We start from the raw sequence: 14,926 nt of genomic DNA, 5'->3' as shown, positions 1-14,926 counted from the left end.
GATAAGTGGGGCTTTATGTTTAAAGGGAGCGTAAGTGTTGGTCTACCAATTTTCAATGAGTATGAGTATATTGAGGAAACTATACAATCTCTTAAGCGACAGTCATGGAAAGATGTTTGCTTTTTGATATCTGATAATTGTTCAGATGATGGCACATTTGAGTTATGTCAGCAACTAGTTGCTGGTGATGCTCGTTTTAAATTATATAGGCAGGAAAAAAACATTGGTGCAATAGCTAACTTTGAGTTTCTTTTTAGAGAGGCGAATACAGAATTTTTTATGTGGCTTGGTGGACATGATTATATATCAGATGGGTATATTGAGCGTGCAGTCCTTATGCTGATGGAACATGATGAGTTAAGCATGGTTTGTGGTGTACCATGTGCTGTTCGTGATGATGACGAAGTTGATGTAATGAGTGCGGCTATCTATCGTTTCAGCCCCAAAATAATTGGTCGATATCTAGAGTCGGTAAGGTATATCAACAATTGTACTTTTTTTCATTCTGTCTTTAGACGTAATAACCTTGTTAATTTCGAATTTAGAAAAAAAACTGGAGTTGACAATGTTATCATTAGTCACCTTCTATGGTTTGGCAATGTCCATTTTATGGAAAATGAATTCTACTATCGTCGTTATTTTGAGCATAGGGCTGAAACTCAATCAAAAAGAATGTCTGGAGATGATGAGTATCTAAGCAAATATGATTATATTTGCTATTATCTTGATGATTTCGCCACGCTTTACCATGGAGATGAACGGATGAAATCTTATGTTGAGAATGAAATAATACATGCACTCCAGAAAAATCTTGGTGTACAAGCTTTAATGCCAAATGATTTAATCTAACCAGGTTGTAATTTAAATTATCTCATTCTAGGTGGCATTTTATGAAAGCAATCATTCTTGCCGGTGGGTTAGGAACTCGAATCAGTGAGGAGTCACATCTTCGCCCAAAACCCATGATTGATATTGGTGGAAAGCCTCTCCTTTGGCATATTATGAAAATATATTCACATTATGGTGTTAATGATTTCATTATATGCCTTGGCTACAAAGGCTATGTTATCAAAGAATATTTTGCCAATTACTTCTTACATATGTCTGACGTCACCTTTGATATGCAGAATAATCGCATGGAGGTGCACCATAACCACGTAGAGCCCTGGCGCGTTACTCTAGTCGATACAGGTGAAGAAACTCTTACCGGTGGAAGGTTACGACGTGTGGCTGAATACGTAAAAGACGAATCGGCTTTTTGTTTTACCTATGGTGATGGGCTTAGTGATGTTGATATCGGTCAACTAATCGATTTTCACCAACGTCACGGCAAGATGGCGACCGTGACAGCCGTTTCCCCTCCTGGACGTTATGGTGCTCTGACCCGAGCGGGTGACTTGGTGACAGGTTTTTCTGAAAAACCGCGTGGTGATGGGGGGTTGATTAACGGTGGTTTTTTTGTGCTTTCTCCAGAGATATTTCAGTTATTGGATGGTGACCAGTGCAGTTGGGAAGGACAGCCACTGGTAACGTTGGCCAATATGGGGCAGTTGATGGCATTTGAGCATCAAGGTTTTTGGCAACCAATGGATACGTTACGGGAAAAGAATCAACTGGAGGAGTTATGGGCCAATCACAAGGCCGCTTGGAAGGTTTGGGTATGACACGGGGTGTTGATGCATCCTTCTGGAAGGGGAAGCGGGTGCTCGTTACCGGTCATACCGGATTCAAAGGTAGTTGGCTGACTATATGGTTACATCGTCTTGGGGCTGAAGTGACGGGAATTAGCCTAGCACCCCCTTCAACACCAAATTTATTTGAAGCTGCTGAGGTAGCGAAGATCTGTCGGCACCATATCTGTGATATCTGTGTCCCGGGGCAATTTGGGCCTCTGATTTTGGAGTCACAACCCGAAGTGGTATTCCATTTGGCTGCGCAATCTTTGGTACGCGGAGGATATGCTGAACCTGCTCGAACATTCGAAACCAATCTGATGGGCTCCGTCTATCTGTTAGACGCGCTTCGGTCGTCAGATTCGGTCAAGAGTGTTGTCATGGTGACCACGGATAAAGTCTATTCCAACTTGGAATCCATCTGGCCTTATCGTGAGACAGACCGTCTGGGGGGGCATGATCCTTACAGTGCGAGTAAGGCGGCTAGCGAGCTGGTAATCACCAGTTATCGTGATGCGTTTCTGGCGGCCCGAGGTGTTGCGGTTGCAACTGCTCGGGCTGGTAATGTCATCGGTGGGGGCGATTGGTCCGCAGATCGCTTGATCCCAGATGCCGTGCGGGCCTGGCAAGTCGGTCAGACGTTAGCTATCCGAAGCCCCCAGGCGGTCCGTCCATGGCAGCATGTATTAGAGCCTATTGCGGCCTATATGGTCTTGGCACAACGTCTATATCACGAGCCACGGTTGGCCGGGGCTTATAACTTTGGCCCAGATAGCCGGGATGCGGCGAGTGTGGCGCAGGTGGTTAATTTGGCTGCGCTCAGTTTTGGTCTATGCCAGGAGGCTTGGCGCTTGGTGGGGGATCCTGGGCCTCATGAGACTGGTTGGTTAGCTCTGGAAACTGCCAAAGCGCGTCATGCTCTGAATATTTTACCCCGCTGGTCATTGCCGCAAGCCATTGAACAGACTATGTGTTGGTATCGTGATTGGTATCAGGGAACGGACGCTCGGGAGTTGTGTGAGCAACAAATTAGAGCCTATGAGGCTCAGCTATGAGCCGTTTTACCCTATTGTCCGAACCTTTACCTGGTGCCAGATTGTTGCAGCGTGAAGTATGTGGTGACTCACGCGGTACCTTGAGCAGACTGTTCTGTGCCGAAGAGCTGGCAATGTTGGGGTGGAAATCATGTATTGCTCAGGTCAATCTGACATATACGTCGCGCTGTGGCACGATTCGAGGACTGCATTATCAACATCCGCCATATGCCGAGAAAAAGCTGGTGACTTGTATTCAGGGACGTATCTGGGATGTGATCGTCGACATTCGAGCGGATTCTCCGACCTTTCTGCAGTGGTACGCTGAGGAGCTCTCTGATGATAACCACCGTTCTTTGTTGATTCCAGAAGGGTTTGCTCACGGCTTTCAGACGCTGAGTGACGAAGTTGAAATTCTCTATTGTCATTCGGCGGTTCATGTTCCTGCCGCGGAAGGTGGACTCTGTCCACTGGATCCACGACTTCAGATTTCATGGCCGCTGCCGATAACGGAAATATCCGCACGTGATCACCAGCATCCTGTATTAAACGATAATTTTCAGGGAATAGTAATTCAATGAGATGCCGACACTGCGATGCACAGTTGGTTCATAGTTTTCTCGATCTGGGCTTTGCTCCGCCCTCTAATGCATATTTGTCTTCTGATGATCTCTCTCGGCCCGAGGTGACGTTCCCATTACGTTTGCGAGTGTGTGACCAGTGTTGGTTGGTACAAACTGAGGATTTTGCCTCGGCAGATCAAATTTTTCATGCCGATTACGCATATTTTTCAAGTACTTCGAGCAGCTGGTTGGCTCATGCCGCTCTGTATTGCACGCGCATGCTCGATGAGTTATCTCTGACGCCCAAGAGTCATGTTGTTGAGATTGCTGCCAACGATGGTTATTTGCTTAAGAACTTTGTAGTAGCAGGTATACCTTGTCTCGGGGTTGAGCCTACCGCTGGCACTGCTGCCGTCGCAGAATCGCTGGGTATCCCGATCATCCGGGAGTTTTTCTCTGCCGAATTAGCCGAAAAGATGTGCATACATGGTCAAGGTGCAGATCTGCTGATCGGCAACAATGTTCTAGCCCATGTTCCCAATATCAATGACTTCTGCCGTGGTTTGAAGCGATTGTTAAATTCTGGTGGAACCTTGACGCTGGAGTTTCCGCATTTGCTGCAACTATTGTTGCAGGTGCAGTTCGATACAATTTATCACGAGCATTTTTCGTATCTGTCATTGCGAACGGTGCAGCAGATTTTGGCTTCGGTTGGCTTGCTCGTGTTCCATGTCGAGTCTTTAGCGACCCATGGAGGAAGCTTACGCATTTTCGTCTGTCATGCTGATGAACAACGAGCCATTACTACGGCTGTTTCTGAGTGTTTGCGGCAGGAAGCCGTGGCTGGATTGTATCAGTTGGAGAGCTATCAGACATTTCAAGCTCGGGCGGACTGCATCAAAAACGCTCTGCTTTCTTTCTTATTGGCGCAGCAAAAATCTGGAAAAACTGTGGCTGCCTACGGTGCTGCGGCTAAAGGTAATACCTTGTTGAACTATGCGGGTGTTCGTCCTGATCTAATGCCCTATGTTTGCGATGCCGCTAGATCGAAACAAGGGCGCTTCTTACCTGGCAGTCATATTCCAATTATGTCTCCGGATGTGCTGATGGCTAATCCACCAGATTTTGTCCTGATTTTGCCTTGGAATTTGGCGGATGAAATCTGCCGCCAGCTGGCGCCACTGCGTTCTGCAGGTACTCGTTTTGTCGTCGCTGTCCCGAGTTTGGAGATTTTATGAGTGAGCGAATTTTATATACCAAGCCATCTATCACCTCGTTGGAAATTAGTTACGCCACAGATGCGGCTGCCAATGGCTGGGGGGAGCGCTGTTACGAGTATATTGATCGTTTTGAGCTACTGTTCCGTGAATATTTGGGGGTTAAATATGCTATCGCTACCTCAAGTTGTACCGGGGCCTTACATATGGGGATGGCCGCGTTGGGTATCGGTGCTGGCGATGAGGTGATATTAGCGGATAGTAACTGGATTGCCAGTGTCGCACCAGTGGTTCATCTGGGTGCGACACCTGTTTTCGTAGACATATTACCTGATTCTTGGTGTCTGGATCCTGAGTTAGTAGAGGCGGCGATCACTCCACGTACCAAAGCCATTCTTGCTGTACATCTATATGGCAATCTCTGCCACATGAGGCAATTGTTAGCCATTGGTGAGCGCTATGGCATTCCGGTGATTGAAGACGCTGCGGAGGCGATAGGTTCTGTGTTCCACGGACAACGCGCAGGCTCCATGGGACGTTTCGGTGCTTTCTCGTTTCATGGGACAAAAACCCTGACAACGGGTGAGGGCGGAATGTTCGTCACAAACGATGCTGAACTTTACGAACGTGTACTGACTCTGAGTAATCATGGCCGGGTTCGTGGACAGACTCGTCAGTTCTGGCCTGAGACTGTGGGTTATAAATACAAAATGTCGAACATTCAAGCAGCGATCGGTTGCGGTCAGATGGAACGGATTGAAGAGTTAGTTGCTCGCAAGCGACAGATATTGAATTATTATCGGGATGCTTTGTTGTCTTATTCTGGTCTAAGCATGAATCCGGAGCCAGATGATGGAGTTAATGGAGCTTGGATGCCGACGGTGGTATTTGGCTTATGTACAAATATTCCGAGAGTTGATATTGAACATTTATTTCAATCGGAAGGCGTGGATGCCAGACCATTTTTTTGGCCGTTGAGTTCAACGCCGCCATTTGCATCAAAAAATTCCACGCCCAGATCATATTGCATTTCTACACGCGCAATTAATTTACCGTCATATCATGATATGAGTGAGCAAAGCATTGATACAGTAGTTGGTATAGTAAAAAAAATTATGAGTTGAGATTGTGGAGCAATAATATATGAGACAAGACAAAATATTCCAAGAACAATGTGTAGATGAAATTCGCCAAATGGCAGAATCTAAATCTCTTTGTGAGCTAACATCACGATGGATGTCTTTATCTTGTGAAAAAAAATATTCATATCATTTTCGTTGGGCTGGTCGACCAATTATTCAATATCCACAAGATATAGTCGCCATGCAAGAAATAATTTTTGATGTTAAACCAGATTTAATAATTGAAACTGGTATTGCTCATGGCGGGTCTATTATCTTTAGCGCAGCCATGCTTGCCCAGTTGGACTTGTTTGAAGCAATAGAGTCTGGCTCTACGATTGATCCTCGCCATAGTAAAAGGAAAGTAATTGGTATTGATATTGATATACGCGAGCATAATAGAGTACAGATAGAGAGTCATCCTCTATCATCAAGAATACAAATGCTACAAGGTTCTAGTGTCGACGCTGAAGTCATTAAAAAGGTTTATGAAATAGCGGCTGGATATGAAAAAGTCCTACTCTGTTTAGATAGTAACCATACACATGATCATGTGTTAGCTGAATTAGAGGCATATGCAGGCCTTGTCAGCGTAGGTAGCTATTGTGTTGTGTTTGATACTATAGTCGAAGACCTACCAGAATCATTATCCAGTGATCGTCCTTGGGGGCCTGGGAATAATCCTAAAACAGCTGTTCACTCATTTTTAGCTAAAGATACTAGATTTGTAGTGGACGAGTTCATCGAAAATAAACTAATGATAACGGTTGCGCCCGATGGGTACTTGAAACGAATAAAATAATGTGGGGTTACAAATGTCTCTGGCTACCATAATTATACGATGACATTTCTAATAAATGGTATGACTCTAAACATGAAGTCTAATCGCCGAAATATTCAATCGTAGGTGTTTTATGGAATATATATGCCCGCATTGCAGCTCTAATGTTGAATTGTATTTTCATTTGGATAACTCTCCTATTCTTCAAAATGTTTTATATGATTCAGAAAGGGAAGCAATAACATGCAATAGAATTGCGGTGGATTTTTACTACTGTAATTCTTGTTGTTATTTATTTAATCCATCATTTTGTGCGGATGATATTGCTTATGATGCTCGATACAATAACGACCAGATGTCTTCTCCGTATTATAGAGAGTATTTATCTGGGCTGGCTGATAAGTTGATTTCTGAATGTTCTCTGGGTGAATCATCTAGCGTTCTAGAGATAGGATGTGGGAGTGGATATTTTTTAAAGTTATTAATAGATAAGGTAAAGGTTACAAAAGTTTGTGGTTTTGATCCTGCTTATGATGGACAGTACGGGTTGTCTAATATAATCCACAAGGAATACTTTTCCAAAACTGAGACGAAATACAATCTTGTTATTTTAAGACATTGTTTCGACTCATTTATAAATAGTCCGAATCTGATCGACTCCATAAGGGACTCAATTGCTGATGATGGTGTTATTTATATTGAATACCCAGCGCTCGAATATATAATGGATGCTGGCGATTTTAGCATGCTTTATCACGAGTGTCATAGTTATTACTCTCTTTTGTCTATTACTGGTTTGTTAAAAAACTTTAATTTGAAAGTGGATAGTGTATTCCACCTTTTCAATGGTCAATATTCTGGAGTTATCTGCAGCAAACTAAATACTGGGGTGTTTGATTGCTCGGAAATATTAAAAATAATAAATGAATATAAAAGCATATTGATCTGGGGGGTATCTGGCAGAGCGGTGACCTTGATGAATCATTTATGTTTGAATAAGAATATAGTAAAATTCGGTGTCGATGTTAATATAAATAAACAGGGTAGGTATATTCCAGGAACTGGGCAAAGGATAATATCTCCAGCTGATGCGGTTTTATTATCACCAGAATTGGTTATCATATCCAATTATAATTATCTAGATGAGATAATGTCAAATTTTGACTCGAATGTTCATTTTGTAACGTTTGATGGTCAGTTGCATTTTAAATGATTTTAATTGTCAGATGATTTGGCTAAATGTTCTTGTTCTTATGTTAAGAACGCTGTGTAATATAGCAGGAGAATAGCAATCTATATGTTTAAACTTTATGCGGTAACTATATGATTGGACAGCCAGTAGTTCGCTCGGTGACAGAACAGATTGATATTTGGAATCATTTTAATGGGAGTAAATACATTGTTGGTTTCAATTTATTCTTCAATGCTATTGCGAATCAATCGATACAATTTTTGCGCGAGCTGAATACTTACAATACTATTGATTGTGTTGCTATCGTTCATGAGTTGGATTTTAAAGAAAACTATGTTTGGTATATGAAAGAGTGTTGCGAGATTACTCTTGTTATATATAAAGACACCGAGTTTGAAAGGCTATCACTGTTAGATATTATCATTCTTGGTGAATCAAATTATGATCTCTTCTCTCGATTTCCCAGTTCAGTTGTAAAAGTTGGGTGCCAACATGGGATCGACATTGATATAAAGAAAACCATTGACGTATATGGTGGCGGTTTCTGCTTTGATTATATTCTTGGAATACGACATCATGTAGAGTCATCGAGCAACTCTTATATGAACAAGTTTCCAGAATGCATGCGATTTCACAAGCATCCGTTTGTGTGTGAAATCCCTTTTGGTCTTCCAAAGCTGGATGCTTTTTTCAATGCGGTTACATACTGCAAAAAACAAGATGCAATAATTTATCACCTTTCATACCTAGCGATAGAAAAATCGTGGGTGGTTGACTCTATTTTCCCAACATTAAAAAAATTACTTAACAGCTTTTCTAATTATAAAATCATATTCAGACCTTATCATCTAGATCGTGGGCATGAGGTTATTCTCAGATGTATTGAATTAGGTTCTGGATTTGATAATTTCTTATATAGTGATTCAGATAATTATATTAGTGACTACTCTAGAGGTATCCTAATGCTAACTCATAGGGAATATTCAATCCATTTATTCGAGTTAGCAACTGGAAGACCTACGCTTTTGCATTTGCCTGAATCTGAGTGTAGTGACATAAATGATAGAGAGCGACACTACGTATGTCATGAAAATAATTTAATTGCCACCATTAATAAATTGATATCAACTAATGAAGTTCAGTCTGTAGAAAAAAGAGCTGGAGTATGTCAATCAGTTGGAGTACATAACGCTGGAAACTCAGTAGGTTATTTTGTTGAAAATATTGATTATATACTCACTGGAAAACCACATCCTGACTGGAATTATTATAACATAACGTTTTCAGAAAAAATTGACCTGAGGGTATTCATTGGTTTGCATGTTTTATCGTGTAGGCCAGCGAATATATTTTTTATAGCTCTATCGTCTTGTGGAATGAATTATAAACAGGCACTTTTGTTCGCCGCTGATTCATATTCTCGAGTCACTCAGCTAAAGTTTTATTATTATAGGCATGCGCTAAAGTTTTTTTATCAGTTTGTTATAGATGAATGTTTGAGTCTTGAGCTTTCAGATAAAGCTATCGATTGGTGGTTGAGCAAAGGTCGGGGTATTTTAGAGTTTATTCAAAATGAAATGATAGATAATCATGATTCACTCAATGATAGTGAATCATGGCTAAAAAATACCTATGACAAAAATCTTATTGTTACTACATCAAATATGTCAAGAGATTTAAAAGTAGTTAATCTCGCAACATTAAAACCTATATATTCAATCCGTAATGTGATTCTATTCGGTGCCGGGCAGTTTGCTGTAGACTTTATTGAGTGGAATTTAGAAGAAAAACGGGTAATTATAGTTGGTATTGTCGATTCTGACCCCCAAAAGCAAGGCTCATTTTTTTTAGGGAAGAAAGTCGGAGCGCCTCATGATTTAAATAATGCTTCGGCAGATGTGCTAATTTGCTCTCAGGCATATTTGCCGGAAATTTATTGTGACTTGGTTGATAAATATAAGTTTAAAAATGACATATTCACTTTTTCTGGTGATATATTTGCATTGTCATTTATGGATGTTTTGTGATGAAAGATTTTTTGTATACACTAATGCTTCAGATATTATTGTGTCTTGGATTTTTGGTCTGACAGTCTGACAATAGTTGATTTTAGTTATGAAGGATTATCATGAATACTGATTCTTTAAAGTCAAAAAGCATTGCATTTAGTTATCTTGAGTTTGGCTCGATTGATCCAGAACTTGGGAAAAAGACAGTATATGATTTCCGAACTAATGCTAAAGCATATGATTGGCTAATGCATGCTCGCTACTCGAATGATTTATTTTCGTATCATCGGATGATCCGACTTTTATGTAGCAATGAATTCAATGATATTGCCAATATATATGCCGATGAAATTCATCATGCTGACGATTTTGTTTTTAATCTAAATAAATTGATGGCGCTGGAGTTGATTGGATCCTCTTTCTTTGAGCTTGGCCAGACTTTATTTGGGTGCATCGATGGGATGGAGTTTATTCAGCAATTACAACTAACTCTGGAATTGCCATCTATACAGGTCGATTTGTCTAGTATTAATTGGTTTGGTTATGATATTTCACCATTTTTTAATTTAATGGCGAAGTTGATGCACGAAAAATACCAAGTAATTACAACTGATGCTTCCTCTGGAATACCCATTGGTTATGATGTTTTTTTTGCCAAAGGCGTCACTTTACTTTATGCAATTCGGAGTGGCTCCGAGCTATTTGATTATATAAAAAACTCGAAAATTACTGTTTTTGACTATTCATTTAGTCTTGGCACTGCAAAAGAAAGTTATATTGGGACAGGGAAGTTTGTTCGTTATTTAAGTAAAGATGAATTTACTGAGGTTTATCAACAAATACTGCAAAGTGGAAAAGATATATGGGTTCGAGGTAATTCAAAGGCTGATCTTGATAGAGGACTATTTTACATGGAAGGTATTGTCGCTTGTGATGATTTGGCCTCGCAATTTATTCATCGGCAGAATAAATGGATGGCATCATTCAGCGCTAACAATCACGATTTGTATTCAACCTTGATTCATAATAAGAATGAAGAATATTGGCGCTGGGTACGCTTGAGTAGCTTACTATAAGCTTTTTGTTTGCATTTATAGTTGTTTATAGTTGATTGAGGGCTGTTATGGTTATTTGGATTGTCGGATTGTCTGGTGCAGGTAAAACAACCATTGGCCATGCTTTATATGAAAATCTGAAGATCGATCAGAAAAACTTAGTATTTGTTGATGGTGATGAAATACGGGCTCTGTTCTGTCACGATCAGATTGCCGACGCTTATTCTATCGCTGGGCGACGAATTAATGCAGAACGCATTCAATCACTTTGTCGTTGGCTGGATGGTCAGGGGATCGATGTAGTCTGCTGTAATCTAGCGATGTTTCCTGACATAAGGAACAATAATCGGCATCTTTTCTCTGATTACCGAGAGATTTTTGTGGATGTTCCTCTGTCTGCGTTGATGCAGCGTGATGACAAGGGGCTATATCAAGCTGCTCTTTGTGGTCGGCTGCACAATGTCGTTGGGGTTGATATTGAATATTGTCATCCTGTTGCTCCCGATCTAGTGATACACAATAGTTTTGATGCATCATTGTTGCCTGAATATATTAGCCGTATTCGGCAGGTCTGTGGGCGAGGTCTCTAATGCGTTATCCCTACTCAGAAGGTGATTTACTACAAACACCCCAGCGTTATCACTATACCCCATTCATGGGGGATGAATTTATGCACGCGTGGCGACTATCGCGAAGGTTGGCCTGTCAGCGTTTGCCTGCCCCTGCGTTGCCTCCGGTGACCTCATGCATTTTGGCAAGTGCTGATGACACTCTGTCGTTGCTGCAGGTGATGTGTCGAGCCTTACGGGAGGCTGTTGCGGAAACCGATGATCAGGAGGTTGTTGATTACTGGTTACTCCGGTTATTGAAAAAATTTGAAGTTAGTAAACATCTGTATGTTGGCTATCAGGCCCAGCCCCCGCATCCACCACTGGCTGGAAGCAGCTATTTCGCTATAGAACCTTATTTGTGGCTGTCTGAGAGTCTCTCTCGTGCCTGGCAGCGTCAATCTGTCGGTTATTTTCTGAGTGGATTTCTCAAGTTGAATGACACTCTCATTTCACAAATTCAGCATCTTGATGCAGAACAGGGGGCTTATTTGGCTTGGCTCTTGAATATGGAACAGCAACTATTGAGTGAGTTGAGTTCGGAGATGGGTCTATGAGTGCACAACGTCTAGTACTGCTTTGTGGCCGTACGGTTCGTTCCTCCGTCTATGTACAGGCGTTAGCAAACTTGAACATAGTTCCAGATGCTATTTTGGTATATGGCGATGGAGGGGGGAAGGTCCAGTCTACTCGGCAGGTACAGGGTGTAATGGTCGACGATCTATTCACTCCAGATCCATGTTGGGAGCTTGCAGATTGTCTCGATGAGCTGGGTTGGCCCTATCAGGTGTGTTCGGCACACTCCCTCTCGGATCCAGCATTGCTTGTGATGCTGGACTCTCTGAGTCCTGAATTGGTGGTCTACTCAGGCTACGCGGGGCAATTGGTTCCGGCGGAATTACTACGTTGTTATTCGGTGTTGCACGTTCACTCTGGCTGGCTTCCGGAGTATCGGGGTAGCACAACCCTGTATTACCAGATCATTGAGCAGGGCGGTTGTGCAGCCAGTGCCTTGCTGCTTGATGAACGTATCGATACCGGTCCGATTTTGGCGCGGAAGCACTATCCATTGCCGCCTGCTGGAACGGATGTCGATTACCTTTATGACAATATGATTCGTGCCGATCTGTTGGTGACTGTGCTGGCTCAGTGGCGGTCAGGGTTGCCGTGGGATCGGATGTCTCAGCAAATGGACTCTCCGCCTTATTTCATCATTCATCCTCTACTCAAACATATGGCCCTGCTCGCCATCGATAAGCAGGTGAGGCCCTCATGAGTCTCCATGCTCCCGATTTTAATTTTGGAACTAAATCTGAAACTCTGGCCCGCTTACAAACGAGGGTTAGCCGTTCGCAAATTCTCCCTCTTTATTACTTTACTGTCACTCAGTGGCTATACCAAAAAGCTGTAATTCTTGCGGCCATCGCCGGTATGGATCATGGTGGCTGCGTAATCATCCGGAGCAGTGCTCAAAATGAAGACAGCCAATGTGATTCCATGGCTGGAGCTTTTACCAGCTGTTTGAACGTGCCTGCAGATAGTCAATTGGATCTGGATAGGGCGATCGAGCATGTGATTACCTCATTCGGGCAGCATCAACATGGAGAGAATCAGATACTAGTGCAACCCATGCTCAGAGATATTCAGATGAGCGGGGTCGTGATGACTCACGATCTGGAGCATGGCGCCCCCTACTATGTGATTAATTATGATGATGAAAGTGGTTTGACAGATACAATTACGGGTGGGGTTGGAATCCAGAAAACAGTACTGATATACCGTGATACTGATCATCGTCTCGTGCGTTCAACACGTATTCAGGCACTGTTGGCGGCATGCCGAGAGCTGGAGGCACTTTGTGGACGGGTTCCTTTGGACATCGAATTTGCTATCGATCGCCAAGAGTGCGTTTACATTCTACAAGTTCGTCGCATCACTCTTTGTAATACTTGGCATCCGGTCACTGAGCGGCGAGTTGCTCGACAACTGGCCCATATTCGGCATTACCTTGAGCAAACCCTTCCTCCTCAGCGTGATCTATTTGGTGGTAACTCACTACTGGGGGTGATGCCGGATTGGAATCCTGCCGAGATCATCGGGACTATGCCACGCCCACTGGCTTCATCTCTCTATCGTCTGCTGGTAACCGACTCGGCATGGCGGGAGGCTCGATCCAGGATGGGGTATTACCATCCCCGCCATCAAGTGCTGATGGTGATGCTGGGGCATCATCCCTATATCGATGTACGCAGCAGCTTCAACTCTTTTTTGCCAGCAGGTCTTGATGATGCAACGGGCGATCGTTTGGTCACAGTCTGGCTGGAACGTTTACGCGAGCACCCGGAATGGCATGACAAGGTTGAGTTTGAGGTTGTGCAAACTTGTCTGGATTTTACCTTCGAAGCCGATTTTGAAGTTCGTTATGCCGGGTGTCTGACTTCCGATGCGTTTCAAACCTATCGACAGGAGCTGGGTACATTAACGTGCCGCGCCATCGTCGGCGAGGGAGAGGGCTCGCTAGCGTCCGCAATGTTGGGTATCCACGCATGTGCAGTCGATCAAGAGCGAAGGGGGCCGATTAACAACTGGCGAGCAGATCTGGCATCCGTCAAACGTCTTTTGATGGCGTGCCGTGAGTTCGGTACCGTTAACTTTGCGATCCTCGCCCGTCATGCCTTCATTGCCGAAGCGTTGTTGCGTTCTGCATGCCGTCGCGGAGCAATTTCTACGGAACGATTGCAGCTTTGGAAACGGTCCTTACATACGGTGACAACCGATCTCACCACGGATTACGCGGCTGTTTTTGCGGGGACACAACCCGCGGATCATTTTCTTGCCCGATTTGGTCATCTGCGTCCAGGGACTTATGACATTACGTCGCTGCGCTATGATGAGCGTCACGACCTGTTTGCGACCGCATCTGGGTCGAATGAGCTGGAGTCGGTTCATGCGACGAGAGGTTTTGAGCTACAGCCCGACGAGGAACAGGCGTTGCAGCGATTGCTGGATGAACGAAGCTGGCCTGTTACTGCCGCAGGTTTGCTGGCCTATGCTGGCCAGGCCGTCCAAGGGAGAGAGTACGCCAAGCTGGTGTTCACTCGAGACTTATCGGATGCACTGGCTTTGCTCAACCGTTGGGGAGGAGAGGTTGGTCTGGCGCGGGAGGATCTTTCCTACCTGGATATATTCCAACTGTTGGATACTCTGGCTTCTCCACTGCTGGATGATATCGATCGGGTTGTGTTGAATTGGGTAGACAAAGCTCGACATGAGTATCAGCAGGCCATTTCTTTGAAACTGGGCCATTTGATTTCGGGGGCGGATGATGTGTTCGTTGTACCAATACATCGCAGCTTGCCTAATTTTATTACGCAAAAGCGAGTGGAAGCCGAGGGAATATTGCTACAGCAAGACACACCGGTCACCACGGCATTGCAGGGACGGATTGTCTGCATCGAGAATGCAGACCCTGGCTATGACTGGGTCTTTACGCGGGATATCGCTGGTCTGGTTACGCAATATGGCGGAGCCAATTCCCACATGGCCATTCGTTGTGCTGAATTTGGTATCCCGGCGGCTATTGGTTGTGGTGAGCAGCTATTCAGCCGCCTGTTGCGTTGTCGGGGTATCGTCCTGAACTGTCAGGATAAGACAATTAATTTGGTGTGATACA

General features: G+C 43.6%; 14 protein-coding genes. All 14 read left to right on the top strand.

The genetic code is table 11. The features are described from left to right. Positions 1 to 15 precede the first annotated feature (15 nt). The 14 genes from AHA_RS21045 to AHA_RS20980 all read left to right on the top strand — a co-directional run bounded on the left by AHA_RS21045 (position 16) and on the right by AHA_RS20980 (position 14,922). Positions 16 to 849, top strand: a complete 834-nt coding sequence (locus tag AHA_RS21045) for a glycosyltransferase family 2 protein (protein WP_011707824.1) — start codon at positions 16 to 18, stop codon at positions 847 to 849. 41 nt (positions 850 to 890) lie between these two features. Beyond that, positions 891 to 1,664, top strand: coding sequence for a glucose-1-phosphate cytidylyltransferase (gene rfbF, locus AHA_RS21040; RefSeq protein WP_011707823.1), 774 nt, complete (start codon positions 891 to 893; stop codon positions 1,662 to 1,664). Continuing rightward, on the top strand, positions 1,625 to 2,728 hold the full coding sequence (gene rfbG / locus AHA_RS21035; RefSeq protein WP_164927769.1) for a CDP-glucose 4,6-dehydratase: 1,104 nt from the start codon (positions 1,625 to 1,627) through the stop codon (positions 2,726 to 2,728). Before rfbF ends, rfbG begins: the two co-directional genes overlap by 40 nt. Continuing rightward, positions 2,725 to 3,288, top strand: a complete 564-nt coding sequence (locus AHA_RS21030) for a dTDP-4-dehydrorhamnose 3,5-epimerase family protein (RefSeq protein WP_011707821.1) — start codon at positions 2,725 to 2,727, stop codon at positions 3,286 to 3,288. The genes rfbG and AHA_RS21030 overlap by 4 nt, the downstream gene beginning before the upstream one ends. Continuing rightward, complete coding sequence (locus AHA_RS21025; protein ID WP_011707820.1) at positions 3,285 to 4,508, top strand: methyltransferase C-terminal domain-containing protein; 1,224 nt, start codon at positions 3,285 to 3,287, stop codon at positions 4,506 to 4,508. The genes AHA_RS21030 and AHA_RS21025 overlap by 4 nt, the downstream gene beginning before the upstream one ends. Then, on the top strand, positions 4,505 to 5,611 hold the full coding sequence (locus tag AHA_RS21020) for a DegT/DnrJ/EryC1/StrS family aminotransferase (protein ID WP_011707819.1): 1,107 nt from the start codon (positions 4,505 to 4,507) through the stop codon (positions 5,609 to 5,611). The genes AHA_RS21025 and AHA_RS21020 overlap by 4 nt, the downstream gene beginning before the upstream one ends. 19 nt (positions 5,612 to 5,630) lie before the next feature. Next, positions 5,631 to 6,410, top strand: coding sequence for a cephalosporin hydroxylase family protein (locus AHA_RS21015; RefSeq protein WP_005306683.1), 780 nt, complete (start codon positions 5,631 to 5,633; stop codon positions 6,408 to 6,410). A gap of 112 nt (positions 6,411 to 6,522) precedes the next feature. Then, positions 6,523 to 7,602 (top strand): class I SAM-dependent methyltransferase, encoded by a 1,080-nt coding sequence (locus AHA_RS21010; protein ID WP_011707818.1) that lies wholly within the window; start codon positions 6,523 to 6,525, stop codon positions 7,600 to 7,602. Between the two features lie 137 nt (positions 7,603 to 7,739). After that, entirely contained in the window at positions 7,740 to 9,608 is a 1,869-nt protein-coding gene (locus AHA_RS21005) for a nucleoside-diphosphate sugar epimerase/dehydratase (RefSeq protein ID WP_237701928.1), read from the top strand. 101 nt (positions 9,609 to 9,709) lie between these two features. Then, the gene (locus AHA_RS21000) at positions 9,710 to 10,666 is read left to right on the top strand and encodes a hypothetical protein (RefSeq protein WP_011707816.1); all 957 of its coding nucleotides are present in this window, start codon (positions 9,710 to 9,712) and stop codon (positions 10,664 to 10,666) included. Between the two features lie 47 nt (positions 10,667 to 10,713). Next, positions 10,714 to 11,235 (top strand): adenylyl-sulfate kinase, encoded by a 522-nt coding sequence (locus tag AHA_RS20995; protein WP_011707815.1) that lies wholly within the window; start codon positions 10,714 to 10,716, stop codon positions 11,233 to 11,235. Next, positions 11,235 to 11,810: a hypothetical protein gene (locus AHA_RS20990; protein ID WP_011707814.1), complete on the top strand. Its 576-nt coding sequence runs from the start codon at positions 11,235 to 11,237 to the stop codon at positions 11,808 to 11,810. Before AHA_RS20995 ends, AHA_RS20990 begins: the two co-directional genes overlap by 1 nt. Continuing rightward, a complete protein-coding gene (locus AHA_RS20985; protein WP_011707813.1) occupies positions 11,807 to 12,529 on the top strand; it encodes a formyltransferase family protein in 723 nt (240 codons plus the stop codon). Before AHA_RS20990 ends, AHA_RS20985 begins: the two co-directional genes overlap by 4 nt. Beyond that, positions 12,526 to 14,922 (top strand): PEP-utilizing enzyme, encoded by a 2,397-nt coding sequence (locus tag AHA_RS20980; RefSeq protein WP_011707812.1) that lies wholly within the window; start codon positions 12,526 to 12,528, stop codon positions 14,920 to 14,922. The genes AHA_RS20985 and AHA_RS20980 overlap by 4 nt, the downstream gene beginning before the upstream one ends. Positions 14,923 to 14,926: the final 4 nt, after the last annotated feature.

Origin of the sequence: Aeromonas hydrophila subsp. hydrophila ATCC 7966 (genome assembly GCF_000014805.1) — a bacterium.
In the GTDB taxonomy this organism is placed as follows: Bacteria; Pseudomonadota; Gammaproteobacteria; order Enterobacterales; family Aeromonadaceae; genus Aeromonas; species Aeromonas hydrophila.
Note: the sequence above shows the minus strand (reverse complement) of the source record. Positions and strands in the feature narration are given on the sequence as shown.

Bases quoted from the DNA above. Each gene is read 5' to 3' on its own strand.
- AHA_RS21045 (WP_011707824.1), top strand. From the start codon at position 16: ATGTTTAAAGGGAGCGTAAGTGTTGGTCTACCAATTTTCAATGAGTAT.
- rfbF (WP_011707823.1), top strand. From the start codon at position 891: ATGAAAGCAATCATTCTTGCCGGTGGGTTAGGAACTCGAATCAGTGAG.
- rfbG (WP_164927769.1), top strand. From the start codon at position 1,625: ATGGGCCAATCACAAGGCCGCTTGGAAGGTTTGGGTATGACACGGGGT.
- AHA_RS21030 (WP_011707821.1), top strand. From the start codon at position 2,725: ATGAGCCGTTTTACCCTATTGTCCGAACCTTTACCTGGTGCCAGATTG.
- AHA_RS21025 (WP_011707820.1), top strand. From the start codon at position 3,285: ATGAGATGCCGACACTGCGATGCACAGTTGGTTCATAGTTTTCTCGAT.
- AHA_RS21020 (WP_011707819.1), top strand. From the start codon at position 4,505: ATGAGTGAGCGAATTTTATATACCAAGCCATCTATCACCTCGTTGGAA.
- AHA_RS21015 (WP_005306683.1), top strand. From the start codon at position 5,631: ATGAGACAAGACAAAATATTCCAAGAACAATGTGTAGATGAAATTCGC.
- AHA_RS21010 (WP_011707818.1), top strand. From the start codon at position 6,523: ATGGAATATATATGCCCGCATTGCAGCTCTAATGTTGAATTGTATTTT.
- AHA_RS21000 (WP_011707816.1), top strand. From the start codon at position 9,710: ATGAATACTGATTCTTTAAAGTCAAAAAGCATTGCATTTAGTTATCTT.
- AHA_RS20995 (WP_011707815.1), top strand. From the start codon at position 10,714: ATGGTTATTTGGATTGTCGGATTGTCTGGTGCAGGTAAAACAACCATT.
- AHA_RS20990 (WP_011707814.1), top strand. From the start codon at position 11,235: ATGCGTTATCCCTACTCAGAAGGTGATTTACTACAAACACCCCAGCGT.
- AHA_RS20985 (WP_011707813.1), top strand. From the start codon at position 11,807: ATGAGTGCACAACGTCTAGTACTGCTTTGTGGCCGTACGGTTCGTTCC.
- AHA_RS20980 (WP_011707812.1), top strand. From the start codon at position 12,526: ATGAGTCTCCATGCTCCCGATTTTAATTTTGGAACTAAATCTGAAACT.